At 54.8% G+C, this 24147-nt stretch carries 25 protein-coding genes; 14 read left to right on the top strand and 11 right to left on the bottom strand.

The genetic code is table 11. From position 1 onward, the window contains the following. Positions 1 to 35 precede the first annotated feature (35 nt). A complete protein-coding gene (locus DG357_RS09075) occupies positions 36 to 134 on the top strand; it encodes a YoaK family small membrane protein (RefSeq protein WP_014883431.1) in 99 nt (32 codons plus the stop codon). A gap of 126 nt (positions 135 to 260) precedes the next feature. On the opposite strand, the gene DG357_RS09070 is transcribed toward DG357_RS09075, so the two are convergent. Next, positions 261 to 509: a GlsB/YeaQ/YmgE family stress response membrane protein gene (locus DG357_RS09070; protein ID WP_028012758.1), complete on the bottom strand. Its 249-nt coding sequence runs from the start codon at positions 507 to 509 to the stop codon at positions 261 to 263. A 273-nt stretch (positions 510 to 782) separates the two neighbouring features. Continuing rightward, positions 783 to 2267 carry a sensor domain-containing diguanylate cyclase gene (locus DG357_RS09060; RefSeq protein ID WP_224222672.1) on the bottom strand — a complete coding sequence of 495 codons (1485 nt, stop codon included), beginning with the start codon at positions 2265 to 2267 and terminating at the stop codon, positions 783 to 785. Positions 2268 to 2439: 172 nt separating this feature from the next. On the opposite strand from DG357_RS09060, the gene DG357_RS09055 reads away from it, so the two are divergent. Then, entirely contained in the window at positions 2440 to 3939 is a 1500-nt protein-coding gene (locus DG357_RS09055; protein ID WP_048959707.1) for an EAL domain-containing protein, read from the top strand. A 1-nt stretch (position 3940) separates the two neighbouring features. On the opposite strand, the gene DG357_RS09050 is transcribed toward DG357_RS09055, so the two are convergent. From DG357_RS09050 to icd, 3 genes are all read right to left on the bottom strand, one after another. Then, entirely contained in the window at positions 3941 to 4186 is a 246-nt protein-coding gene (locus tag DG357_RS09050) for a DUF2543 family protein (RefSeq protein WP_028012755.1), read from the bottom strand. 69 nt (positions 4187 to 4255) lie between these two features. Beyond that, on the bottom strand, positions 4256 to 4603 hold the full coding sequence (locus tag DG357_RS09045; RefSeq protein WP_059356893.1) for a DUF1304 domain-containing protein: 348 nt from the start codon (positions 4601 to 4603) through the stop codon (positions 4256 to 4258). Between the two features lie 77 nt (positions 4604 to 4680). Further along, on the bottom strand, positions 4681 to 5931 hold the full coding sequence (gene icd / locus DG357_RS09040) for an NADP-dependent isocitrate dehydrogenase (protein ID WP_003857898.1): 1251 nt from the start codon (positions 5929 to 5931) through the stop codon (positions 4681 to 4683). A gap of 117 nt (positions 5932 to 6048) precedes the next feature. Between icd and rluE the strand changes: the two genes are divergently transcribed. The 8 genes from rluE to DG357_RS09000 all read left to right on the top strand — a co-directional run bounded on the left by rluE (position 6049) and on the right by DG357_RS09000 (position 13856). After that, on the top strand, positions 6049 to 6702 hold the full coding sequence (gene rluE, locus DG357_RS09035) for a 23S rRNA pseudouridine(2457) synthase RluE (RefSeq protein ID WP_088205011.1): 654 nt from the start codon (positions 6049 to 6051) through the stop codon (positions 6700 to 6702). Between the two features lie 9 nt (positions 6703 to 6711). Then, positions 6712 to 7185, top strand: a complete 474-nt coding sequence (locus DG357_RS09030) for an NUDIX hydrolase (protein ID WP_028012752.1) — start codon at positions 6712 to 6714, stop codon at positions 7183 to 7185. 40 nt (positions 7186 to 7225) lie between these two features. After that, positions 7226 to 8338 carry a tRNA 2-thiouridine(34) synthase MnmA gene (mnmA, locus tag DG357_RS09025; RefSeq protein ID WP_059356888.1) on the top strand — a complete coding sequence of 371 codons (1113 nt, stop codon included), beginning with the start codon at positions 7226 to 7228 and terminating at the stop codon, positions 8336 to 8338. A gap of 26 nt (positions 8339 to 8364) precedes the next feature. Then, positions 8365 to 8994: a high frequency lysogenization protein HflD gene (gene hflD / locus DG357_RS09020; protein ID WP_013097081.1), complete on the top strand. Its 630-nt coding sequence runs from the start codon at positions 8365 to 8367 to the stop codon at positions 8992 to 8994. 19 nt (positions 8995 to 9013) lie between these two features. After that, complete coding sequence (gene purB, locus DG357_RS09015) at positions 9014 to 10384, top strand: adenylosuccinate lyase (protein WP_014883421.1); 1371 nt, start codon at positions 9014 to 9016, stop codon at positions 10382 to 10384. 124 nt (positions 10385 to 10508) lie between these two features. Beyond that, on the top strand, positions 10509 to 11180 hold the full coding sequence (phoP, locus tag DG357_RS09010) for a two-component system response regulator PhoP (protein WP_025911763.1): 672 nt from the start codon (positions 10509 to 10511) through the stop codon (positions 11178 to 11180). After that, positions 11181 to 12644 (top strand): two-component system sensor histidine kinase PhoQ, encoded by a 1464-nt coding sequence (gene phoQ, locus DG357_RS09005; RefSeq protein ID WP_045630113.1) that lies wholly within the window; start codon positions 11181 to 11183, stop codon positions 12642 to 12644. A gap of 90 nt (positions 12645 to 12734) precedes the next feature. Next, entirely contained in the window at positions 12735 to 13856 is a 1122-nt protein-coding gene (locus DG357_RS09000) for a ribosomal protein uL16 3-hydroxylase (RefSeq protein ID WP_047364295.1), read from the top strand. 42 nt (positions 13857 to 13898) lie between these two features. Here the strand turns inward: DG357_RS09000 and pepT are convergent, their stop codons facing one another. After that, positions 13899 to 15122: a peptidase T gene (gene pepT / locus DG357_RS08995; RefSeq protein ID WP_032644861.1), complete on the bottom strand. Its 1224-nt coding sequence runs from the start codon at positions 15120 to 15122 to the stop codon at positions 13899 to 13901. A gap of 237 nt (positions 15123 to 15359) precedes the next feature. On the opposite strand from pepT, the gene potA reads away from it, so the two are divergent. From potA to potD, 4 genes are read left to right on the top strand one after another with little or no spacing between them, the layout of a single operon-like run. Further along, the gene (gene potA, locus DG357_RS08990) at positions 15360 to 16508 is read left to right on the top strand and encodes a spermidine/putrescine ABC transporter ATP-binding protein PotA (RefSeq protein WP_167401640.1); all 1149 of its coding nucleotides are present in this window, start codon (positions 15360 to 15362) and stop codon (positions 16506 to 16508) included. Continuing rightward, complete coding sequence (gene potB, locus DG357_RS08985; RefSeq protein WP_041910497.1) at positions 16492 to 17349, top strand: spermidine/putrescine ABC transporter permease PotB; 858 nt, start codon at positions 16492 to 16494, stop codon at positions 17347 to 17349. Before potA ends, potB begins: the two co-directional genes overlap by 17 nt. After that, the gene (potC, locus tag DG357_RS08980; protein WP_088205010.1) at positions 17346 to 18137 is read left to right on the top strand and encodes a spermidine/putrescine ABC transporter permease PotC; all 792 of its coding nucleotides are present in this window, start codon (positions 17346 to 17348) and stop codon (positions 18135 to 18137) included. The genes potB and potC overlap by 4 nt, the downstream gene beginning before the upstream one ends. Continuing rightward, on the top strand, positions 18134 to 19168 hold the full coding sequence (gene potD / locus DG357_RS08975) for a spermidine/putrescine ABC transporter substrate-binding protein PotD (protein WP_028012743.1): 1035 nt from the start codon (positions 18134 to 18136) through the stop codon (positions 19166 to 19168). The genes potC and potD overlap by 4 nt, the downstream gene beginning before the upstream one ends. A gap of 39 nt (positions 19169 to 19207) precedes the next feature. On the opposite strand, the gene cobB is transcribed toward potD, so the two are convergent. From cobB to lolC, 5 genes are read right to left on the bottom strand one after another with little or no spacing between them, the layout of a single operon-like run. Continuing rightward, positions 19208 to 20029, bottom strand: a complete 822-nt coding sequence (gene cobB / locus DG357_RS08970) for a Sir2 family NAD+-dependent deacetylase (protein ID WP_088205009.1) — start codon at positions 20027 to 20029, stop codon at positions 19208 to 19210. A gap of 14 nt (positions 20030 to 20043) precedes the next feature. After that, the gene (gene nagK, locus DG357_RS08965; protein WP_063153838.1) at positions 20044 to 20955 is read right to left on the bottom strand and encodes an N-acetylglucosamine kinase; all 912 of its coding nucleotides are present in this window, start codon (positions 20953 to 20955) and stop codon (positions 20044 to 20046) included. A gap of 54 nt (positions 20956 to 21009) precedes the next feature. After that, complete coding sequence (lolE, locus tag DG357_RS08960; RefSeq protein WP_088205008.1) at positions 21010 to 22254, bottom strand: lipoprotein-releasing ABC transporter permease subunit LolE; 1245 nt, start codon at positions 22252 to 22254, stop codon at positions 21010 to 21012. Next, positions 22254 to 22955: a lipoprotein-releasing ABC transporter ATP-binding protein LolD gene (lolD, locus tag DG357_RS08955; RefSeq protein WP_008500772.1), complete on the bottom strand. Its 702-nt coding sequence runs from the start codon at positions 22953 to 22955 to the stop codon at positions 22254 to 22256. Before lolD ends, lolE begins: the two co-directional genes overlap by 1 nt. Further along, positions 22948 to 24147: a lipoprotein-releasing ABC transporter permease subunit LolC gene (gene lolC / locus DG357_RS08950; protein ID WP_028012739.1), complete on the bottom strand. Its 1200-nt coding sequence runs from the start codon at positions 24145 to 24147 to the stop codon at positions 22948 to 22950. The genes lolD and lolC overlap by 8 nt, the downstream gene beginning before the upstream one ends.

The raw sequence follows: 24147 nt of genomic DNA, 5'->3' as shown, positions 1-24147 counted from the left end.
TCTACGGTGTTATAAAAACCGAAACAGGTGATGATATGAGAATAGGGATCCTCTTCCCGGTCGTTATTTTTATAACGGCGGTGGTATTTCTGGCGTGGTTTTTTGTCGGTGGTTACGCTGCTCCGGGGGCATAAATGAGAAAAACCACCCTCATTATGTTGATCGTTGCCGTCGTGGCGTTTGCCGGCACGCAGTTTGGCTGGTGGTAAACCCGTTACGTAAAAAGGCCGCCATATGGCAGCCTTTTTAACGCTTCAGTATTAGCTTTTGATCTTTCTGTAGATAAACAGCACAACCAGCGCGCCGATCACCGCGACCGCGAAACTGCCGAAGTTAAAGCCATCGACTTTACCAAAACCGAACAGCGTACTGATCCAACCGCCGACTACCGCGCCGACAATACCCAGTATTATGGTGACGATAAACCCACCGCCATCTTTGCCCGGCATGATCCACTTCGCCAGAATACCCGCAATAAGCCCAAAGATAATCCAGGATAAAATTCCCATAACTTTCCTCTCTGTATGGTTTTTGTCATTAAATCAACGACACAAAAAGGATAGCACAGGATCTGAGAAAGGAAATTTGTGATAAGCCTCACAGAGAGAGTCTGCGCATTTCTTCATCAACATGCCCTTCCACAAGAACTGTGGGGTTGCATCTTTTGTTGAGAAAGATTATCTTTCTCAACACTGAATAATTGAGATAAACACTCAGGTATTCAGTACGACATTGCTCACATTCTTCATTTCTTGCCCACTCATGAGTGGGCTTTTTTTTGATCAAGCCCCAACGAAAGCGTGCCGGTTGCGCCCGCCGCGTTTTGCCTGATAGAGCGCCTGGTCGGCAGCATTAATAATATTCTGCTGGCTACCCGCGATGTTGACAGCACGCGCACTGGAGACCCCTACGCTTACCGTGACCCGCCCGAAGGGGCTAAACGCGTGTTCAATTTGCTGAGAGAAAACATAGCGAATAATCGTCTGCGCAAGGCGGAGCGCCTCCTGGATATCCGTTTCAGGCAAAATCAGCGCAAACTCCTCCCCGCCATAGCGCGCCACAATCTGGTTGTCGTGGGTGAGACTTTCCCTGAGGCAGTTTCCCAGCAACGCCAGGCATCTGTCCCCTTCCGGATGACCGTAGTTATCGTTGTACTTTTTGAAGTAGTCCACATCCACAAGGAGCAGCGAAACCGGCGCGTCCTTTGCCGCACACGCCGCAATTTCCGAGACGATTTTTTCATCAAAGATGCGCCTGTTATAAAGCCCTGTCAGCGCATCCTCCGAGGCAATAATCTTTAGCACTTTGTTATCCCGTGCTTTTCTGGATAAGTCGGAATAGAGGAAACAGGACGCCACGATGAGCGTCGCGGTAAACACCAAAATAAGTGCGGCAAGCTGAATCGCCTGCTTGCGCCACGGTGAAAGGGCTTCATCAATGCTTACCGCTACCGTCGTAACCAGTCCGTAGCGCCTGTTTTTCTCATAGGCATAAATGCGTTCGATTTTATCAAACCTGGAGACAGAGCTGGCTATCCCTGTATTTTGTACCTTGAGGTATTTTCTGAAGAGAGGTGAGTCAGAAAAAATCGTACCGATATAGTTATTTTTAAAGGGATAACGAATCAGTAAAACGCCTGCTTGCGTCGTTAAACCAATAACGCCCGCGTGACCAATATTAATCTGTCCATAAAGCGCCAGAAAATTTTCGATACCCAGCGTCACCACCACAACACCGTTAAATGCACCGGTGTGTGTTTCAAGGCGTCGGCTAAGAGTAATAACCCATTTACCATTGGTTCTGCTTATCACCGGCTCACCAATATAAATCTGCTGACTTTTATTTTCCTTGTGATAGACAAAAAATGCCCTGTCCGCGCCATTATGGGGGCCCGCAAAATTTTTGTGCAATGCAGTGAAGATATCCCCATGCGCATCATAGACAACCACATTATTAATCTGAGTAAGAAGATTATCCTGATTGCTTATCATTCGCTGAATATTGATCGCCTGTTGGGGGGTCATACCATAAATTTCAATTGTGTCGGAAACGGTGGTAATCAACATTTCACTTTGGCGAATGATCCCTTCCGTGTAGACGTTAAGGGTATGGCTCAGGTTGGCAACGCTGGTATTGATTTGCTGGATTGACTGCTGTCGGGACGTGGCAATCTGGACGGCAAGCGACAATGAAACAATCAATGAGACAATGATGACGGTAATGGTTGTTGTGTAAAAAGTATTTTTCACATGCACGAGCTTTTCCACCTTATCACGCCTGGCATCCCTGGCTGACAACTCTTGTCACTGTAACAAAGCTCAGGTTAAGAGGAAAACAAATTGCACTTAAGCATAACGGCTGCCGTTATTATCAGGCTTGTAGCTTGCACTGCCTGTGATAAGATTTGAGAGATGAGGGAGCGGACAGGGTATCTGGAAAATGAAAAAGATCATTGCCGTTACTATCGTTTCAGCGTTTCTGGTCTTCCTGTCTCTTTTTGCGGTTAATGCAGTTATCGGGAGCCAGCAGAAAAGCAAACAGCTTGAGATTTCCCGAACCCTTTTACAGCATTCAGAAAGTCTGACCCAGAGCATGGCGCAGACGCTCAAAAACCTGACCACACAGGGATGCGACAGAGACAGCCTCGATCGCTACCGGCAGGTCAAGCTCGAAAGCCGCTATGTCGCTGACGTCGGTTTTATTGAAAAGGGAAAAATAGTCTGTACCGCTTTTTGGGGTAAACTCGTTAATCCTGTCCCGCTTCCTGAAGAGCTCCATGAAACGCCCAGAGGATTTCTCCTCGCGCAATTTTCGAGAAAGGATTTTTTTACCGGCAATGCGGCCATCTATAATAATCACATTATCTTCACCTCCCGCTATGCTTACGATAAATTCACCCCGGTTACGGAGAGCTATTCTCTGAGCACCACCACCAGGGACTTAAGCAGAACGTTTTTTTCGGCTACGCCTGAATTAAACCAACAGAGCGAACTGAATTCCTCCTTGTTTACCCTGACCCTCACCCGGTGCAGCACCACGTGGGATTTGTGCGTCATTGTGAAGCATCACAACGCGGGACTGGCCTCGTTATCTCCCGTTCTATTTATCGTTCTCGCGGTCATTTTATGTTTTATCTGGATTGCGATAACGCTCTTTTTCTTTCGACTCAACGAGGACCGGTTCTCCCTGGAGCGGACGCTGGTCAAAGCTGTTATCACTAATACTATCGGCGTTCATTACCAGCCCATTGTTCGGATTGAGGATAAAAAAATTGTAGGTGTGGAGGTCTTGTCGAGATGGCGTGACGCAAGATACGGTGACGTCTCCCCGGAACTGTTTATTCCATTAATCAAAAAAATTGGCCTGTATAAAAATTACTATATTAATATTCTCCAAAAATCCCTTTCGGATATCGCGCCACTTATTATTAAATATCATCTGGTTGTTTCGCTCAATGTTGGCCGAACGGAAATTGAAGACGGACAGTTTATCAGCATTTTGCGCCGTAGCTGTTTAGCTAATAACATTCCGCTCTCTCTGATCAAAATCGAGCTTTCTGAAAAAGCCATTTCAACGGGGAATATTCTGGAAGATTTCTGCAAGGATTTAAAAAACCTTGGCGTGAGAATATCCATTGATGACTTCGGGGTGCAAAACTCAAACCTGGCAAGGCTTTCGCTGCTTGAATATGATGAGATCAAAATCGACAAGTCGCTGGTCGATGGCATCAGTGAACATTACAAGCAGAACATTTTTGTCATTTTTAGCGACGCCCTCGCAAAACTGAATAAAACGCTTGTTTTCGAAGGCGTAGAGAGCGAAATACAGTATCGCTTTATTGCTGAAAGATACCCCGAGGCGCTGATTCAGGGATGGTATTTCTCAAAATCCGTCACCCGAAGCGAGCTTGCGAAGCGACTCGCTGGGATCGCGCGGTAGGTTACTCGTTTCCCCACTGATTGAGAAAGTTCGCAATATCATCAATACGTTCGGCACGAACCCCGGCTTCACGCGCCATCTCCTGCTGAGCTTCCTCATCGATCTCCTCATTATTCGACAAACGCGTGAGAAGCAGCTGGAAATAATGCGCCAGCGAGTCCTGCTCTGACTCACTCACGGGCTTTGTGGCTTCCGTCGCGTACTCTTCGACGATGTCATAATACTTCAGTGGGATTTCGTTATTCATAACAGCGTTAACCTTTGAGGGTGAAGCCACAAGTATATCCGACGACGTACGGTTAACCAACGCGTTGCGTCAGATAAGCAGGGCAAGCAGGGCTGCAAGAGCAGGTATGGCCTGAACGTACAGTATCTTTCGGCTGGCGGTCGCTGCGCCAAAGAGTCCGGCAATCAACACGCAGGTCAGGAAGAAGATGGCCAAAGATATACCCTTTTCACCAAGCCAGAGGCTCCAGAGCAGACCCGCAGCCAGAAAACCATTATACAGCCCCTGATTCGCGGCCAGCACGCGGGTGTCGCGCGCAAAATCGGGACGCAGATTAAAGGCCTTGTGCCCCGTTCTGGTGTTCCACAGGAACATTTCCAGCACAAGAATGTAGATATGGATGAATGCAACGACAGCGATAAGAACAGTAGCGAGCATCGTGTTATTTCCCGTAGGCAGAGGCAAAAAAAACGGGAACCCTCAGGCCCCCGCTCTTGTTTAACCCAGAATCTGGATTACATATTCGCGATAATCGCGTCGCCAAACTCTGAGCATTTCAGCAGCTTAGCGCCTTCCATCAGACGTTCGAAATCGTAAGTTACGGTTTTCGCGTTGATCGCGCCTTCCATACCCTTAACGATCAGGTCTGCGGCTTCGAACCATTCCATATGACGCAGCATCATCTCTGCGGAGAGGATGATAGAGCCTGGGTTCACTTTGTCCTGGCCTGCGTATTTTGGTGCAGTACCGTGGGTTGCTTCGAACAGGGCGCACTCGTCGCCGATGTTCGCGCCAGGGGCGATACCGATACCGCCAACCTGTGCCGCCAGGGCGTCAGAAATGTAGTCACCGTTCAGGTTCATACAGGCGATCACGTCGTATTCAGCAGGACGCAGCAGGATCTGCTGCAGGAACGCATCGGCGATCACATCTTTAATGATGATCTCTTTGCCGGTGTTCGGGTTCTTGATCTTCTGCCACGGGCCGCCGTCGATCAGCTCACCGCCGAACTCTTCGGTCGCCAGCTGGTAGCCCCAGTCTTTGAACGCGCCTTCGGTGAACTTCATGATGTTGCCCTTGTGAACCAGGGTCACAGAATCACGGTCGTTGGTGATCGCGTATTCGATGGCCGCACGCACCAGGCGCTTGGTCCCTTCTTCAGAGCACGGCTTAATGCCGATACCGCAGTGCTCAGGGAAGCGAATTTTCTTCACGCCCATCTCTTCGCGCAGGAATTTAATCACTTTTTCTGCATCAGCAGAGTCCGCTTTCCACTCGATACCCGCGTAGATGTCTTCTGAGTTTTCGCGGAAGATAACCATGTCGGTCAGTTCAGGGTGCTTAACCGGGCTTGGGGTGCCCTGATAGTAACGAACCGGACGCAGACACACGTACAGGTCCAGCTCCTGACGCAGCGCCACGTTCAGAGAACGGATGCCGCCGCCGACCGGAGTGGTCAGTGGGCCTTTAATAGCAACGCGGTAGTCGCGGATCAGGTCCAGCGTTTCCGCTGGCAGCCAGACGTCCTGGCCATAAACTTGCGTTGATTTCTCACCGGTGTAAATTTCCATCCAGGAAATTTTACGCTCGCCTTTGTAGGCTTTCTCAACAGCGGCATCAACCACTTTCAGCATTGCCGGGGTAACGTCTACACCGATACCGTCGCCTTCGATGAACGGAATAATCGGATTGTGAGGAACGTTAATCTTGCCGTTTTGCAGGGTGATCTTTTTACCTTCCGCCGGAACAACTACTTTGCTTTCCATTAACCTCTCCTTCGAGCGCTTCTGGTTGTTACTGATCTTATGTTAATAAATTGTAATGAGCCCTTCGATAGTACCTGATTGTCCTGCGCCATGAAAGGTCTTCGTTATTAGGCTATAATGCGGCAATTGATAACGCCTGAAAATACCATGAAGAAAACTTCTTTTACAAAACACCGGGTTGAGCGATTCAGCTCGCGACAAGCCGCCAGACGACCGCAAGAAACCCAGCCAAAGCGGGTTATTCTGTTCAATAAACCCTACGATGTTTTGCCGCAGTTTACCGATGAGGCCGGACGCAGCACGCTGAAGGATTACATCCCCGTTCAGGGCGTCTACGCCGCTGGTCGCCTGGACCGGGACAGCGAAGGACTTTTGGTCCTAACCAACGACGGCGCCCTACAGGCAAAGCTTACGCAGCCGGGCAAACGCACCGGCAAAATTTACTTTGTGCAGGTTGAAGGCGAGCCGGACGAAGAGACGCTGGCGAAACTGCGCAGCGGGGTGATGCTGAACGACGGTCCCACCCTGCCCGCCGGTATTGAACGCGTGAATGAGCCGGAGTGGCTGTGGCCGCGTAACCCGCCCATTCGCGAGCGCAAATCCATCCCGACAAGCTGGCTCAAAATCACCCTGTATGAAGGCCGCAACCGCCAGGTGAGGCGAATGACCGCGCACGTCGGCTTCCCTACCCTACGTCTGATTCGCTACGCCATGGGCAGCTACACGCTGGATACGCTGGCAAACGGCGAATGGCGCGACGCTGCCCCTTAAGGAGAAACGATGTTTAAACCTCATGTTACGGTCGCCTGCGTGGTGCACGCGCAGGGAAAATTCCTCGTTGTGGAAGAGAGCATCAACGGCAGGGCGCTGTGGAATCAGCCTGCCGGGCATCTTGAAGCCAATGAAACGTTGCTGCAGGCCGCGAAGCGCGAGCTCTGGGAAGAGACCGGCATTCGCGCTGAGCCCCAGCACTTCATTCGCATGCACCAGTGGATTGCGCCCGACAGCACCCCATTCCTGCGCTTTTTATTCGCCGTTGAGCTTAGCGAAACGTGCGCCACAGAACCGCATGATGACGATATCGATCGCTGCCTGTGGGTCACCGCCGAGGAGATCCTGAACGCGCCAAACCTGCGCTCGCCGCTGGTTGCGGAAAGCATCCGCTGCTGGCAGTCAGGCGCACGCCTGCCGCTGGGTGTCATCGGAGAATTTAACTGGCCGTTTACAGAGGGTGTCAACGGTGGGGGGGCGTGATAGAATACGCCGCCTTGAAGTTCAATGTCGTGAGTATTCCATGTCAGATAACAGCCAGAAAAAAGTGATCGTCGGCATGTCCGGCGGTGTCGATTCCTCCGTTTCCGCCTACCTGTTGCAGCAACAGGGCTATAAGGTGGAGGGCCTGTTCATGAAGAACTGGGAGGAAGACGATGGCGAGGAATACTGCACTGCCGCAGCGGATCTCGCCGACGCGCAGGCCGTATGCGACAAGCTCGGCATTGAACTGCACACCGTTAACTTTGCCGCAGAGTACTGGGACAACGTCTTTGAACTGTTCCTTGAAGAGTACAAAGCGGGCCGTACCCCGAACCCGGATATTCTGTGCAACAAAGAGATCAAATTTAAAGCCTTCCTGGAATTCGCCGCGGAAGATCTGGGCGCTGACTACATTGCGACCGGTCACTACGTGCGTCGTGCGGACGTGAATGGCAAAAGCCAGCTGCTGCGCGGCCTCGACGGCAATAAAGATCAGAGCTACTTCCTTTATACGCTGAGCCACGAACAGATTGCGCAAAGCCTGTTCCCGGTCGGCGAACTGGAAAAGCCGGAAGTGCGTAAAATTGCCGAAGAGCTGGACCTGATCACCGCGAAGAAAAAAGACTCCACCGGTATCTGCTTTATCGGCGAGCGCAAATTCCGTGATTTCCTGGGCCGCTACCTGCCTGCACAGCCAGGTAAAATTGTCACCGTTGATGGCGACGAGATTGGTCAGCATCAGGGGCTGATGTACCACACCTTAGGCCAGCGTAAAGGCCTGGGTATTGGTGGGACGAAAGAAGGCAGCGAAGATCCGTGGTACGTGGTCGACAAAGACGTCGAAAACAATATTCTGGTGGTGGCTCAGGGTCACGACCACCCGCGTCTGATGTCCATTGGCCTTATCGCACAGCAGTTGCACTGGGTCGATCGCGAGCCCCTGAAAGGCACGCTGCGCTGCACGGTGAAAACGCGCTACCGCCAGACCGATATTCCTTGCACCATCACCGCGCTTGATGACGACCGTATTGACGTCCGTTTCGACGAGCCGGTCGCCGCCGTTACCCCGGGCCAGTCTGCTGTCTTCTACAGCGGCGAAATCTGCCTGGGCGGCGGGATTATTGAACAGCGCCTTCCGCTGCCCGCTGTTTAACCGATTGCACACATAAAGGAGACCGTGTGGCGAAGAATTATTATGACATCACCCTGGCGCTGGCAGGAATTTGCCAGTCTGCTCGTCTGGTGCAACAGCTGGCGCATCAGGGTCACTGTGACGCTGATGCCCTGCACGTTTCGCTCAACAGCGTTATCGACCTCAACCCCGGTTCAACCCTGGGCGTGTTCGGCGGCAGCGAAACCAATCTTCGTCTCGGTCTTGAAACCCTGCTTGGCGTGCTTAACGCCAGTAGCCGTCAGGGGTTAAACGCGGAACTGACCCGCTACACCTTAAGCCTGATGGTGCTTGAGCGTAAGCTGAGCGCGGCAAAAGGCGCGCTCAATACCCTGGGCGATCGCATTGCCGGGCTACAGCGTCAGCTCGACCATTTTGACCTGCAGTCTGAAACGCTGCTGAGCGCCATGGCGGGCATTTACGTTGACGTCATCAGCCCGCTGGGCCCGCGCATTCAGGTCACCGGCTCCCCTGCCGTACTGCAAAGCCCGCAGGTGCAGGCGAAGGTACGCGCTTCCCTGCTGGCTGGGATCCGCGCCGCCGTGCTGTGGCATCAGGTTGGCGGTGGCCGCCTGCAGTTAATGTTTTCTCGTAATCGCCTGACCACTCAGGCAAAACAAATTCTTGCTCATTGTTAACCTCCCGGAGTTGCGAATTATGGAATTATCCTCACTGACCGCCGTATCCCCTGTCGATGGACGCTACGGCGATAAAGTCAGCGCGCTGCGCGGGATCTTCAGCGAATATGGTTTGCTGAAGTTCCGTGTTCAGGTTGAAGTACGCTGGCTGCAGAAGCTGGCCGCCCAGGCAGCAATCAAGGAAGTTCCTGCTTTTGACGAAAAGGCAAACGATTACCTTGATAAAATCGTTGCTGAGTTTAGCGAAGAAGATGCCGCGCGCATCAAGACCATTGAACGCACCACCAACCACGACGTGAAAGCGGTTGAGTACTTCCTGAAAGAGAAAGTGGAAAGCGTCCCGGCCCTGCATGCGGTATCCGAATTCATTCACTTCGCCTGTACGTCCGAAGATATCAACAACCTGTCTCACGCGCTGATGCTCTCCACCGCGCGTAAAGAAGTGGTGCTGCCTTACTGGCGTAAAATCATCGACGCGGTGAAAGCGCTGTCCGTGGAATACCGTGACATTCCGCTGCTTTCCCGTACTCACGGCCAGCCAGCCACCCCATCCACGATGGGTAAAGAGATGGCGAACGTGGCGTACCGTATGGAGCGCCAGTATCGTCAGCTGGAGCAGGTTGAAATTCTGGGTAAAATCAACGGCGCGGTCGGTAACTACAATGCCCACATTGCCGCGTACCCGGAAGTGGACTGGCATCAGTTCAGCGAAGAGTTCGTGACCTCTCTGGGGATCCAGTGGAACCCGTACACCACCCAGATTGAGCCGCACGACTACATTGCAGAGCTGTTTGACTGCATCGCGCGCTTCAACACCATCCTGATCGACTTCGATCGCGACGTGTGGGGCTACATCGCGCTGAACCACTTCAAGCAGAAGACCATCGCCGGAGAAATTGGCTCCTCCACCATGCCGCACAAAGTGAACCCAATCGACTTCGAAAACTCCGAAGGCAACCTGGGCCTGGCGAATGCCGTGCTGCAGCATATGGCGAGCAAGCTGCCGGTTTCCCGCTGGCAGCGCGACCTGACCGACTCCACCGTGCTGCGTAACCTGGGCGTGGGCATTGGCTACGCGCTGATCGCGTATCAGTCCACCCTGAAGGGCGTGAGCAAGCTCGAAGTGAACCGTGATCGTCTTCTTGACGAGCTGGATCACAACTGGGAAGTATTGGCAGAGCCGATTCAGACCGTGATGCGCCGCTACGGTATCGAAAAACCGTACGAGAAGCTGAAAGAGCTGACACGCGGTAAACGCGTCGATGCCGAAGGCATGAAACAGTTTATCGACGGTCTGGCACTGCCGGAAGAAGAGAAAACCCGCCTGAAGGCCATGACTCCGGCGAATTACATTGGCCGCGCCATCACCATGGTTGATGAGCTGAAGTAACGTTCCTTCCCCCCCTTTCCGCCCGGAAAGGGGGTTGCTTTTCCCCGGTTTACTGAATGTTTATCCCCACAGCAACATAATCAGCGTTAAACTATTCATACTATTTATTCTGGGAGAAAAGATGATGCGCGTACTGGTTGTTGAGGATAACGCATTGCTACGCCACCACCTGAAGGTTCAGCTTCAGGAGATGGGACATCAGGTGGATGATGCTGAAGATGCAAAAGAAGCCGATTATTATCTCAATGAACACCTGCCGGACATCGCCATTGTCGATTTAGGCCTGCCTGATGAAGACGGCCTGTCGTTAATTCGTCGCTGGCGCAGCCATGACGTTTCCCTGCCGGTTCTGGTTCTCACCGCCCGCGAAGGCTGGCAGGACAAAGTTGAAGTGCTCAGCGCCGGTGCGGATGATTACGTCACCAAACCGTTTCACATTGAAGAAGTGGCGGCGCGCATGCAGGCGCTGTTACGCCGCAACAGCGGGCTGGCTTCACAGGTTATCTCCATTCCGCCTTTCCAGGTGGATCTCTCCCGTCGCGAGCTGTCGATTAACGATGAAGTGATCAAGCTCACCGCGTTCGAATACACCATTATGGAAACGCTGATCCGTAACAGCGGAAAAGTAGTGAGCAAAGACTCCTTAATGCTCCAGCTCTACCCTGACGCTGAGCTGCGCGAGAGTCACACCATAGACGTGCTGATGGGCCGTTTGCGTAAGAAAATTCAGGCGCAGTATCCGCAGGACGTGATTACGACCGTCCGCGGCCAGGGCTACCTGTTCGAATTACGCTAAATGAGACGGATTTTGCGCCACATTCTGCCCCTCTCGCTGCGGGTTCGTTTTTTACTGGCAACAGCCGCGGTGGTGCTGGTGCTGTCGCTCTCCTACGGTCTGGTCGCCCTGGTGGGCTACAGCGTCAGCTTCGATAAAACGACCTTTCGACTGTTACGCGGCGAAAGTAATCTGTTTTATACCCTGGCCACATGGGAAGACAACCACATCACCGTTGAAATGCCGGAGAACCTGGATCAACAGAGTCCTACTTTAGCCCTGATTTACAATGAAAAGGGAAAGTTGCTTTGGGCGCAACGCGATATTCCGTGGCTGGCGAAAAGCATTCGTCCGGAGTGGCTCAAAACCAACGGGTTTCATGAGATAGAAGCCGATCTCAATACCACCAGCACGCTGATTCGCGAAGATCGCTCGATGCAGCAAAAGCTCAATGAAATCCGGGCTGACGATGCCGAGACGGAAATGACGCATTCGGTGGCGATCAATATCTACCCGGCGACCATGAACATGCCGCAGTTAACTATTGTGGTGATCGACACCATTCCGGTTGAGCTAAAACGTTCCTATAAGGTCTGGGGCTGGTTCGTTTATGTTCTGGCCGCAAACCTGCTGCTGGTGATCCCGCTGCTTTGGGTGGCGGCGTGGTGGAGCTTACGCCCTATTGAGTCCCTGGCGCGAGAGGTGCGCGAGCTTGAGGAACATCATCGTGAAAAGCTCAATCCGGAAACCACCCGTGAGCTGACCAGTCTGGTGCGTAACCTCAATCGCCTGCTGAAAAGCGAGCGTGAACGCTATGATAAGTACCGTACGACCCTGACCGACCTCACCCACAGCCTGAAAACGCCGCTGGCCGTAATGCAAAGCACCCTGCGTTCCATGCGCAGCTCAAGGCTGAGCGTCGACGATGCCGAGCCGGTGATGCTGGAACAAATCAGCCGAATCTCGCAGCAAATTGGCTACTATCTGCACCGCGCCAGCATGCGTTCCGGCAGCGCGCTCCTGAGCCGCGAGCTGCACCCGGTGGCCCCGCTGCTGGATAATCTCACGTCCGCCCTTAACAAGGTGTATCAGCGTAAAGGGGTCAACATCAGCCTCGATATTTCGCCTGAAATTAGCTTTGTAGGCGAAAAAAATGACTTTATGGAAGTGATGGGCAACCTGCTGGATAACGCCTGTAAATACTGCCTGGAGTTTGTTGAAGTATCGGCGCGCCAGACGGATAACGAGTTACACATTATCGTTGAGGATGATGGCCCCGGGATCCCGCTTAATAAACGTGATGTGGTGTTCGATCGCGGTCAGCGAGCGGATACGCTGCGCCCCGGTCAGGGCGTGGGTTTAGCCGTCGCCCGCGAGATTGTCGACCAGTATGACGGAAAAATCGAAACCAGCGAAAGCTTGCTCGGCGGGGCCAGAATGGAAGTGATTTTTGGTCGTCAGCAGCCCACATCGGACGATAGTTAACCCGTTATGTGAAAAATGCGAGGATCTCGCAGCCGGGGGGCTGAGCTTCCGTTATAATCCGAGTCAGTAAGAGCCTGCGGATAAAAAAATATGGATTATCACTTAACACTTAACTGGCCCGAGTTTATTGAACGTTACTGGCAAAAGCGCCCGGTGGTTCTGAAACGCGGGTTCAGCAACTTTGTCGACCCTATCTCACCTGACGAGCTGGCCGGTCTGGCCATGGAAAACGAAGTCGACAGCCGTCTGGTCAGCCACCAGGACGGGAAATGGCAGGTCAGCCACGGTCCTTTCGAAAGCTACGATCATCTCGGCGAAAGCAACTGGTCGCTGCTGGTGCAGGCGGTTAACCACTGGCACGAGCCGACTGCCGCGCTAATGCGCCCGTTCCGCGCCCTGCCAGACTGGCGAATGGACGATCTGATGATCTCCTTCTCCGTACCTGGCGGCGGCGTGGGTCCGCATCTGGACCAGTACGACGTGTTTATCATTCAGGGCACGGGCCGCCGCCGCTGGCGCGTGGGCGAAAAAGTGCCGATGAAGCAGCACTGCCCGCACCCGGATCTGCTTCAGGTGGATCCGTTCGAAGGCATTATCGACGAAGAGCTGGAGCCAGGCGATATTCTCTACATTCCGCCAGGATTCCCTCACGAAGGTTACTCCCTGGAGAACTCGCTGAACTACTCTGTCGGGTTCCGCGCGCCGAGCGGCCGCGAAATGATCAGCGGCTTTGCCGACTATGTCCTGCAGCGCGAGCTGGGCAGCTATCGCTACAGCGATCCGGATGTGCCTGCACGCGAGCATCCGGCAGACATCGTGCCAGAAGAGCTGGATAAGCTGCGCGGCATGATGCTGGATCTGATCAACGAGCCGGAACATTTCAGGCAGTGGTTTGGCGAATTTATCAGTCAGTCACGCCACGAGCTGGACGTTGCACCGCCGGAGCCGCCGTATCAGGCAGATGAGATCTATGATGCGCTGCAGCAGGGTGACAAGCTGGTTCGTCTGGGCGGATTACGCGTGCTGCGCATTGGTGAAGAGGTCTTCGTCAACGGTGAGAAGCTCGACTCCCCGCACCGCCCGGCGCTGGAAGCCATTGCCAGCCATATGGTACTGACTGCAGAAACCTTTGGCGACGCGCTGGAAGACCCATCCTTCCTCGCGATGCTGGCCGCGCTGGTCAACAGCGGGTACTGGTTCTTTGAGGACTGAGTTGTGACAATGCCCGGTGGCGCAGCGCCACCGGGCATTTTTTTAGCGTTTAGCGGTTAACTCGGCTATGCGCACAATCACCTTCACCGCCTTTTCCATCCCTTCCAGCGTCACAAACTCATGCTTGCCGTGGTAGTTATAGCCCCCGGTAAACAGGTTCGGGCACGGCAGCCCCATAAACGATAGCTGCGAGCCGTCAGTTCCGCCGCGAATCGGTTTTAAGACCGGTTCAATATCGCAGTCTCGCATCGCCTGCTGGGCGATATCCAGAATGTGCGGATGGGCCATCACCTTGTCGCGCATATTGTAATAGCTGTCTTCAATGATCAGCTCAATATAGCAGTCAGGATGCAATCCCTTCCCAACCTTCTTGGCGATCTCCATCATTTTGCGCTTGCGCGCCTCAAAAGCTTTACGGTCAAAATCGCGGATGATGTAGTGCATCTGCGCGCTGTCCACGGTGCCTTTGATGCTGGTGAGGTGATAAAAGCCCTCGTACCCCTCTGTCTGTTCAGGGCTCTCTTCCGCCGGGACTTCCGCATGAATACGCGACGCCAGCGACAGCGCGTTCACCATCACCCCTTTGGCAGATCCTGGGTGAACGTTGTTTCCGACAATTTTTATGGTCACCGACGCCGCGTTGAAGTTTTCATACTCCAGCTCGCCCACGCCACCGCCGTCGACGGTATACGCCCACTGCGCGTTAAAAGCGTCCACGTCGAAGTGCTTCGCGCCCTTACCCACCTCTTCATCTGGGGTAAAAGCAACGCGGATGTCCCCGTGCGGGATGTTTTTACCTTTCAGCACCGCCAGCGCCGTCATGATTTCCGCGATGCCCGCCTTGTCATCCGCCCCAAGCAGCGTTTTGCCGTCGGTGGTGATCAGCGTCTGCCCGAGCAGCTGGTGCAGCACGGGGAACATCACCGGAGAGAGCACTTCGTCGCCAATCCCCAGCGCGATATCACCGCCGCGGTAGTTTTCCACGATCTGCGGGTTCACGTGTTTGCCGCTAAAATCAGGTGAGGTATCGACATGAGAAATAAAGCCAATCGCCGGAATATCACCCGGCACATTCGCCGGCAGCGTTCCCATCACAGTGCCTTTTTCGCTTAACGTGACGTTGACCAGCCCCATGGCCTCAAGCTGCTCTTTAAGCAGGTTTAACAACTTCCACTGGCCTTCGGTGCTTGGCACCTGGCGGACACCCGGCTTAGATTGGGTATCCAGCGAAACATACTGTAAAAAACGCTCAAGTAATTTATCCATGCAGTCACCCTCACTTTTTGTGACAACATTATCAGTAAGCATCAAAACGCAAATATTGCGTCAGGTCACTTTTATCCCGCAAACGAGAACTTTTTACGTTTATATCTTTATGCGTTAATAAATGTAGCTTATGAATCAGTGACAAGGATTGGCGATTACGGGGGATTGCCGTAGAATGTCCGCCCTCATTACGAGTCACCAAGGTGGTTACACACAAACCCCGCTTCAGTCTGCTGCCTGAGGCGTCTATATGGGACAGCGCAAAAATTGAATACACAATCCCGTTCTCGTTCACCGCTAGTGCAACTGGAACGAATTCGTAAAAGCTTTGATGGCAAAGACGTCATTTCCGACCTCAACCTGACCATCAATGATGGTGAGTTTCTTACGCTGCTTGGCCCTTCCGGCTGCGGCAAAACCACCGTACTGCGCCTTATCGCCGGGCTGGAAAGCGTTGATAATGGCCGCATCCATCTTGAGAACCAGGACATAACCCAGGTTCCTGCCGAAGATCGCCACGTCAATACCGTTTTTCAGAGCTACGCCCTGTTCCCGCACATGACCGTGTTTGAGAACGTGGCGTTTGGCCTGCGGATGCAAAAAACCCCGGCTAATGAGATCGAACCGCGCGTCACCGAAGCCCTGCGCATGGTTCAGCTGGAGACGTTTGCCCAGCGAAAGCCCCACCAGCTCTCCGGCGGTCAGCAGCAGCGCGTGGCCATTGCCCGCGCGGTCGTCAATAAACCGCGCCTGCTTCTGCTGGATGAATCCCTCTCCGCGCTGGATTACAAGCTGCGCAAGCAGATGCAGAACGAGTTGAAAGCGCTACAGCGCAAGCTCGGTATCACCTTTGTCTTCGTCACCCACGATCAGGAAGAGGCGCTGACCATGTCAGACCGTATCGTGGTAATGCGTGACGGTAAGATTGAACAGGACGGTACGCCGCGTGAAATATACGAAGAGCCGAAAAACCTGTTTGTCGCCAGCTTTATTGGCGAGATCAATATCTTCAACGCCACCGTGCTTGAGCGTCTGGATGCACAGCGCGTTCGCGCGAACGTCGAGGGGCGCGACTGCATTATCACCGTGAACTTTGCCGTCGAGAAAGGACAAAAACTCAACGTCCTGCTGCGCCCGGAAGATCTCCGCGTTGATGAGATCCACGACACGGCCGACGTCGAAGGTCTGATCGGTTACGTGCGCGAACGTAACTATAAAGGGATGACCCTCGAGTCCGTTGTGGAACTGGAGAACGGCAAAATGGTGATGGTCAGCGAATTCTTTAACGAGGACGATCCTGACTTTGACCACTCTCTTGACCAGAAAATGGTTATCAACTGGGTAGAAAGCTGGGAGGTTGTGCTGGCTGATGAAGAACACAAGTAAGTTCCAGAAGGTGGTTATTGCCACTATCGTCGGTTGGCTTGTGTTATTTGTCTTTTTACCCAACCTGATGATCATCGCCACCAGCTTCCTGACCCGCGACGATGCAAACTTCGTTTCGCTGGTCTTTACGCTGGACAACTACGCGCGCCTGCTCGATCCGCTCTATTTCGACGTGCTGTTGCACTCGCTCAATATGGCGCTGATTGCCACCGTGGCCTGCCTGCTGCTGGGGTACCCTTTCGCATGGTTCCTGGCGGGACTGCCGCAAAAGGTGCGCCCGCTGCTGCTGTTTCTGCTGATTGTGCCGTTCTGGACCAACTCGCTGATTCGCATCTACGGGCTGAAAATCTTCCTCAGCACCAAAGGCTACCTCAACGCGTTTCTGCTGTGGCTGGGCGTGATTGATACGCCAGTGCGCATCATGTTTACCCCAGGTGCGGTAATCATTGGCCTGGTCTATATCCTGCTGCCGTTTATGGTGATGCCGCTCTACTCCAGCATTGAGAAGCTCGATAAACCGCTGCTGGAAGCGGCAAAAGATCTGGGGGCCAGCAAGCTGCAGACCTTTATCCGCATTATCATTCCGCTGACCATGCCCGGTATTATTGCAGGCTGTCTGCTGGTGATGCTCCCGGCGATGGGCCTGTTCTACGTGTCTGACCTGATGGGCGGGGCGAAAAACCTGCTTATCGGCAACGTGATTAAGAGCCAGTTCCTGAACATCCGCGACTGGCCGTTCGGCTCCGCGACCAGCATTACGCTCACGGTGGTGATGGGGCTGATGCTGCTGGTCTACTGGCGCGCTTCTCGCCTGCTCAACAAGAAGGTGGAACTCGAATGATCGGTCGACAGCTTCGCGGCGGTTTTATGACCGCCATTTACGCTTACCTTTATATCCCGATTATCATTTTGATCGTGAACTCATTTAACAGCTCGCGGTTCGGGATTAACTGGCAGGGGTTTACCACCAACTGGTACAGCCTGCTGATGAACAATGACAGCCTGCTGCAGGCCGCACAGCACTCGCTGACGATGGCGATCGTCTCCGCCACCTTCGCCACGCTGATTGGCTCGCTGACCGCCGTGGCGCTGTATCGCTACCGTTTTCGCGGCAAGCCGTTCGTCAGCGGCATGCTGTTTGTAGTGATGATGTCGCCGGACATCGTGATGGCGATTTCGCTGCTGGTGCTGTTTATGCTGCTGGGCGTACAGCTTGGCTTCTGGTCGCTGCTGTTTTCCCATATCACCTTCTGCCTGCCGTTTGTGGTGGTCACCGTCTACGCGCGTCTGAAAGGGTTCGACGTGCGCATGCTGGAAGCGGCGAAAGATCTGGGTGCCAGCGAGATGATCATCCTGCGCAAAATCATCCTGCCGCTGGCGATGCCTGCCGTCGCCGCCGGATGGCTGCTCAGCTTTACCCTGTCGATGGATGACGTCGTGGTTTCCTCCTTCGTGACCGGGCCGAGCTACGAAATTCTGCCGTTGAAGATCTATTCGATGGTAAAAGTTGGCGTCTCACCGGAGGTGAACGCGCTGGCGACCATACTGCTGCTGTTTTCGCTGGTTCTGGTGATCGCCAGCCAGGTTCTTGCTCGTGATAAAACAAAATCTCAGGGGACAATGAAATGAAAAAAATGCTCGCCGCTGCGGCGCTGGTGCTTGGCATGGGTGCCGCGCACGCTGATGACAGCAAAACGCTCTACTTCTACAACTGGACGGAATACGTGCCGCCGGGCCTGCTGGAGCAGTTCACAAAGGAGACGGGCATCAAGGTTATCTATTCGACCTACGAGTCGAATGAAACCATGTACGCCAAGCTCAAAACCTACAAGGACGGCGCCTACGATCTGGTGGTTCCTTCCACCTACTTTGTCGACAAAATGCGCAAAGAGGGCATGATCCAGAAGATCGACAAAACGAAGCTAACTAATTTTTCAAACCTCGATCCTGAGATGCTCAACAAGCCTTTCGACCCGAATAACGACTACTCCATTCCGTACATCTGGGGCGCGACGGCGATTGGCGTGAACAGCGAGGCCATCGATCCGAAAACGGTCACCGGCTGGGCGGATCTGTGGAAACCGGAATACAAAGGCAGCCTGCTGTTAACCGATGACGCGCGTGAAGTGTTCCAGATCGCGCTGCGTAAACTTGGCTATTCCGGTAACACCACCGATCCGAAAGAGATCGACGCGGCTTACAACGAGCTGAAAAAGCTGATGCCTAACGTGGCGGCATTCAACTCTGATAACCCGGCAAACCCGTATATGGAAGGCGAAGTAAACCTGGGGATGGTGTGGAACGGCTCTGCGTATGTTGCCCGTCAGGCCGGGACGCCGCTGGAGGTGGTCTGGCCGAAGGAAGGCGGGATCTTCTGGATGGATAGCCTCGCGATCCCGGCCAACGCGAAGAACGTGGACGGTGCGCTGAAGCTGATTAATTTCCTGCTGCGTCCGGACGTGGCGAAACAGGTAGCCGAGACGATTGGCTACCCGACGCCAAACCTGGCCGCCCGCAAGCTGCTGAAGCCTGACGTGGCTAACGATAAGTCACTCTATCCGGATGCCGAAACCATCAGCAAAGGAGAATGGCAGAACGATGTAGGCGACGCGAGCCGCCTTTACGAAGAGTATTATCAGAAGTTAAAAGCAGGTCGTTAATGCAATACATAACGGGCGACGCAACGTCGCCCGTTACTCTTACAGCGCCTTCAGAAGCTTATCTACAAACGCTGGCACCACCTCGCTCGCCAGGCCATATTGCTTCTCTTCAAACTCGCTGCCCACCTGGCTCGGCTCCAGATTGAGCTCCACCGTATGCGCCCCGTGCAGTCGCGCTTCGTGAACAAACCCCGCCGCCGGGTAAACGTGCCCTGATGTGCCAATAGCGATAAACACGTCCGCCATCGCCAGCGCGCTGTAGATCTCATCCATCCCCAGCGGCATTTCGCCAAACCAGACCACGTGCGGACGCAGGCGCGACGGGAACTGGCAGCAGTGGCACTTGTCCTCTGGCAGCACGTCCTCTTTCCAGTCCAGCACCTGGCCGCTCCAGGCGCAGCGAACTTTAAGCAGCTCGCCATGCATGTGGATGATGTTCTTGTTACCGGCCCGCTCGTGCAGGTTGTCGATATTCTGCGTCACCAGCAGAAAACGATCCCCGAGCGCCTCTTCCAGCTTCGCCAGCGCCAGATGCGCCGCGTTCGGCGCAATCTCAGGCTGCTGAAGCTGCCGACGGCGAGCGTTGTAAAACGCCTGCACGAGATCCGGATCGCGGGCAAAGCCTTCAGGCGTCGCCACGTCCTCGACGCGGTGCTCTTCCCACAGCCCGTCTGCCGCACGGAAGGTTTGAATTCCTGACTCGGCGGAAATCCCCGCCCCGGTCAGTACCACCACTCTGGGTTTATCCATCGCTTCTGGCATGATTCTGTCTCTGAAAAAGATCCGCTGGCGCAAGCGCTCTCGTAAGCGGCGTTTGTTTTTGCGAAAACGGCTGAGTCGACCCTGGCGACGCGACAGCATAAAGACCTCGTAAACTAATCGGTGAGATGAAGGAATGCGGCTCCGCGCATGCCTCCCGCGTCCCCGTGTCGCGCGCGTTCAATGCGCGGCACGCGGGCGACCGGCAATAAATGTCGGGGCAGACGCCCGGACAACCGTTCCGTAATCGCAGTAAAGTTTGACAGCCCTCCCCCGATCACCAGCAGATCCGGGTCGACGATGGTGAGAATATTTCCCAGGCACACCGCCAGCAGATCCAGATAGCGCTCGACGTGCTCACGCGCCTGCGCATCCCCCTGCTCCCACAGGGTAATGATTTGAGGGGCCTCAAGTTTCTGATGATAGAAGTGTTCGTAAAGCCATGCAAACCCGCGTCCTGAGAGAGAGTTCTCGATACAGCCGTGCTGGCCGCAGCCGCAGCGGGTGAGCGGGAAATCACGCCCTACCACCTCCAGCGCATCCACCGGGAGACGGATATGACCAAACTCCCCGGTGATGTAGCTGCGCCCGGTAATCGGCTTGCCGTTGATGACAATCCCCCCGCCTACGCCGGTACCGAGGATCAGCCCCATCACCAGCGGATAGCGGCGGAATTCATCGTCCCAGGCTTCAGAGAGGGCAAAGCAGTTGGCATCGTTATCTAAACGCACGTCGCGTTCTAGGAGGGCCGATAGGTCGGCGCGGAGCGGTTTACCGCTGGCGGCAGGCACGTTGGCCGCGTACAGCGTACCGTCGTCGGTTTCGGGCATGCCCGGAATACCAATGCCGACGCTGCCTTTCACGCCAAATCGTTCATCCGCCTGCGCCACCAGCGCGGCAATGGCGGTTAAAAATTCATCGTAGCTTTCGCGCGGCGTGGGAACGCGGGTTTCCCACTGCAGTTTGAGGTCTTTATCAAACACGCCGAGCGCAATCTTGGTGCCGCCAATATCAAATCCATAATACATAACGCATTCCTCTTTCTGACATAGCGGCCTCAGGACCGCTACACCATGACGTAATTACTGGCCACTTAATACCCTCGCCGGATCAATTCGGCTTGCGCGACGCGCCGGATACCAGCTTGCCAGCAGACTCAGTAAAAGTGCTGTAACCAGCACATAAAAAACGTCCAGCCAGTGCAGTTCAGACGGCAGGAAGTCAATAAAATAGATGTCACCGGACAGGAACTGGTGACCAATAAGCTTTTCAATCCCGTTGATAATCGGCGTCAGCTGCAGAGAAACCACCACGCCAATCACCACGCCGCAAAGGCTGCCGAACAGCCCTGCCAGCAAACCGTACCAGACGAAGATGGCGCGAATAAGACCGTCTTTTGCCCCGAGGGTACGCAACACGGCGATGTCGCCGCTCTTGTCCTTAACCGCCATTACCAGCGTCGAGACGATATTAAAGCACGCCACGCCAATCACCAGCACCATCGCCAGATACATGATCGCACGGATCATCTGGATATCACGGTACATATAGCCGTAAGTGCCGATCCAGCTTTTGATGTAGACATAGTTATTGGTCACGCTGCCGGCATCACGCACCAGTTTGTTGGCGTTAAAGACGTCGTTCACCTTAATGGCAATGCCCGTCACGCTGTCGCCCATGTCGAGATACTGGCGCGCATCTTCCAGCGGAACCATCGCAAAGCTATGGTCAAGCTGGCCGCTCAGCTGAAGAATACCGGTGACGTGCAGGCGCACGCGTTTTGGCTGCTGCAGTTTGTGATCGGCGCTGGCATTCGGGATCATGATTGACACCCAGTCGCCCTGCTTCACCTTCAGGGCATCGGCAACGCCTTTACCCATAATGATCTGCTGCTCGCCGGCCTTAAAGTTCGCCCACGCGCCGTTCTGCACATATTTCGGCAGCGCGCTGAGCCGCGCTTCCTGGGCCGGGTTGACCCCTTTAACCTGGATGGCGCGCAGGTTAACCCCGCTCTCCACCAGCCCGGTAAAGTTAATGTATGGCGCGGCCGCGGCAATGCCCGGCACTTTTTCCACTTTGGCGAGCGCATCGCTCCAGTTCGTCCACGGCTGGTTAACCGGCTCAATCTCCCCGTGCGGCACCACCGCCAGAATGCGGTTATTCAGCTCGCGCTCGAAGCCGTTCATGGCGCTCAGGCCGACAATCAGCACCGCCACGCCCAGCGCAATACCGATGGTGGAGATCACGGAGATCAGCGACACCATGCCGCCGCGTCGGCGGCCGCGGCTAAAGCGTAAACCAATGAGTAAGGATAACGGTGACGCCATTACTCTGCTCCCATCAGGGTCAGTTCCGCGTTCAGATGGCCGTCGCGCATCTCAAGCTGGCGTCCCATGCGTTTTGCCAGCTGCAGGTCGTGGGTCACCACCAGAAACGCGGTGCCCTGCGAGGCGTTTAGCTCGCCGAGAAGCTGGAAAATACTGTCCGCGTTGCGCGCGTCGAGGTTACCGGTAGGCTCATCCGCCAGCACCAGACGCGGGTTGTTGACCAGCGCACGGGCAATTGCCACGCGCTGGCGCTCGCCGCCGGACAGCTCCGACGGACGGTGGTTTCCGCGATGGCCCAGCCCTACCGCTTTCAGCATGTCGCTGGCGCGGGCGTTAATCTCTGCCGGTTTCTTTTTGCCAATCAGCAGCGGCATCGCCACGTTTTCCAGCGCCGTGAAATCCGGCAGCAGGTGGTGGAACTGGTAGATAAAGCCCAGCTCGCGGTTACGCAGCTCGGCCTTCGCCGCAGAGGACATTTTGCTCATCGGCTGACCGGAGAAGATCACGTCGCCATTGGTTGGCGTGTCCAGCCCGCCCAGCAGATGCAGCAGCGTACTTTTGCCCGAGCCGGAGCTGCCGACAATCGCCATCATCTCGCCCTCGCCCACGCTGAAGCTCACATTGTGCAGCACGTCAGTCTGCACAGTGCCTTCCTGATAGCGTTTGGACAGGTTGTCGCATTGCAACAGGATCTTATTCATAACGTAAAGCCTCAGCGGGTTGAGTGGCGGCAGCGCGCCAGGAAGGATAAAGCGTAGAAAGCAGCGCAATGGCCATCGCGGCCAGCGCAATTCCGACCACCTGCAGCGGCTCGATAGCCACCGGCAGCGCCGCGCCGTCAAGGAGCGCGCCGATGATCGGCATTAAGTTATTAAGCTGGCTGGCAAGCAGCGCGCCGAGCACGGCGCCCAGCAGCGCGCCGATAATGCCTGCACTGGCCCCCTGCACCATAAAGACCGCCATGATCTGGCGCGGCGTCAGCCCCTGGGTTTGCAGGATGGCGACTTCGCCCTGCTTCTCCATCACCATCAGGCCCAGCGAGGTGATGATGTTAAATGCAGCCACGGCGACGATCAGGCTCAGCAGCAGCCCCATCATGTTTTTTTCCATGCGCACGGCCTGGAACAGCTCGCCTTTACGCTCGCGCCAGTCCTGCCATTTGGTGCCGTCCGGCAGTTTTTGCTGGCTGAGGGTATCGACCTTCAGGGGCTGATCGAGCCACAGGCGCCAGCCGGTGATATTTCCCGCCGGGTAGCGCATCAGGCGTGACGCATCCTGAATGTTCACCAGCATCTGATAGCCGTCAACTTCGCTGTTGGCGGCAAAAGTACCAATCACGTTAAACAGGCGCTGGCTCGGCAGGCGCCCCATTGGCGTAAACTGGCTGGCGGACGGCACCATCACGCGCAGCTGATCGCCGCGGTTGACGCCAAGCTGCCCGGCAAGCTGCTCACCCAGAATCACGTTGTATTTTCCGGCTTCCAGATCGGTTTGCTTCACGTTAACCAGGAACGGCGTCAGCGGGTCTTTTTGCGCCGGGTCAATCCCCAGCATCACGCCGACCGCCACGCTGCGGGCGCTTTGCAGCACCACATCGCCAGTGGTTAAGGGCGCAACGCGCGTGACACCCTGTAACTTCGCCGCGCTTTCCGGCAGCTGTTGCGGGTTAACGGAACCGTTATTCGATGAGAGAACGGCCTGCGGCATCAGCCCCAGGATGTTGTTTTGCAGCTCGCGCTCGAAGCCATTCATGACGGAAAGCACCGTCACCAGAGCCATCACGCCGAGCGTAATGCCAATAGTCGAAAGCCAGGAGACAAAGCGACCGAAGCGGTCCGCGGCGCGCCCACGCATGTAACGTAAGCCTATGAAGAGTGCGACAGGTTGATACAT

Source organism: Enterobacter bugandensis (genome assembly GCF_900324475.1).
GTDB classification, from domain to species: domain Bacteria; phylum Pseudomonadota; class Gammaproteobacteria; order Enterobacterales; family Enterobacteriaceae; genus Enterobacter; species Enterobacter bugandensis.
The sequence above is the reverse complement of the archived record's forward strand: the minus strand, read 5'-3'. Positions and strand labels throughout refer to the sequence as shown.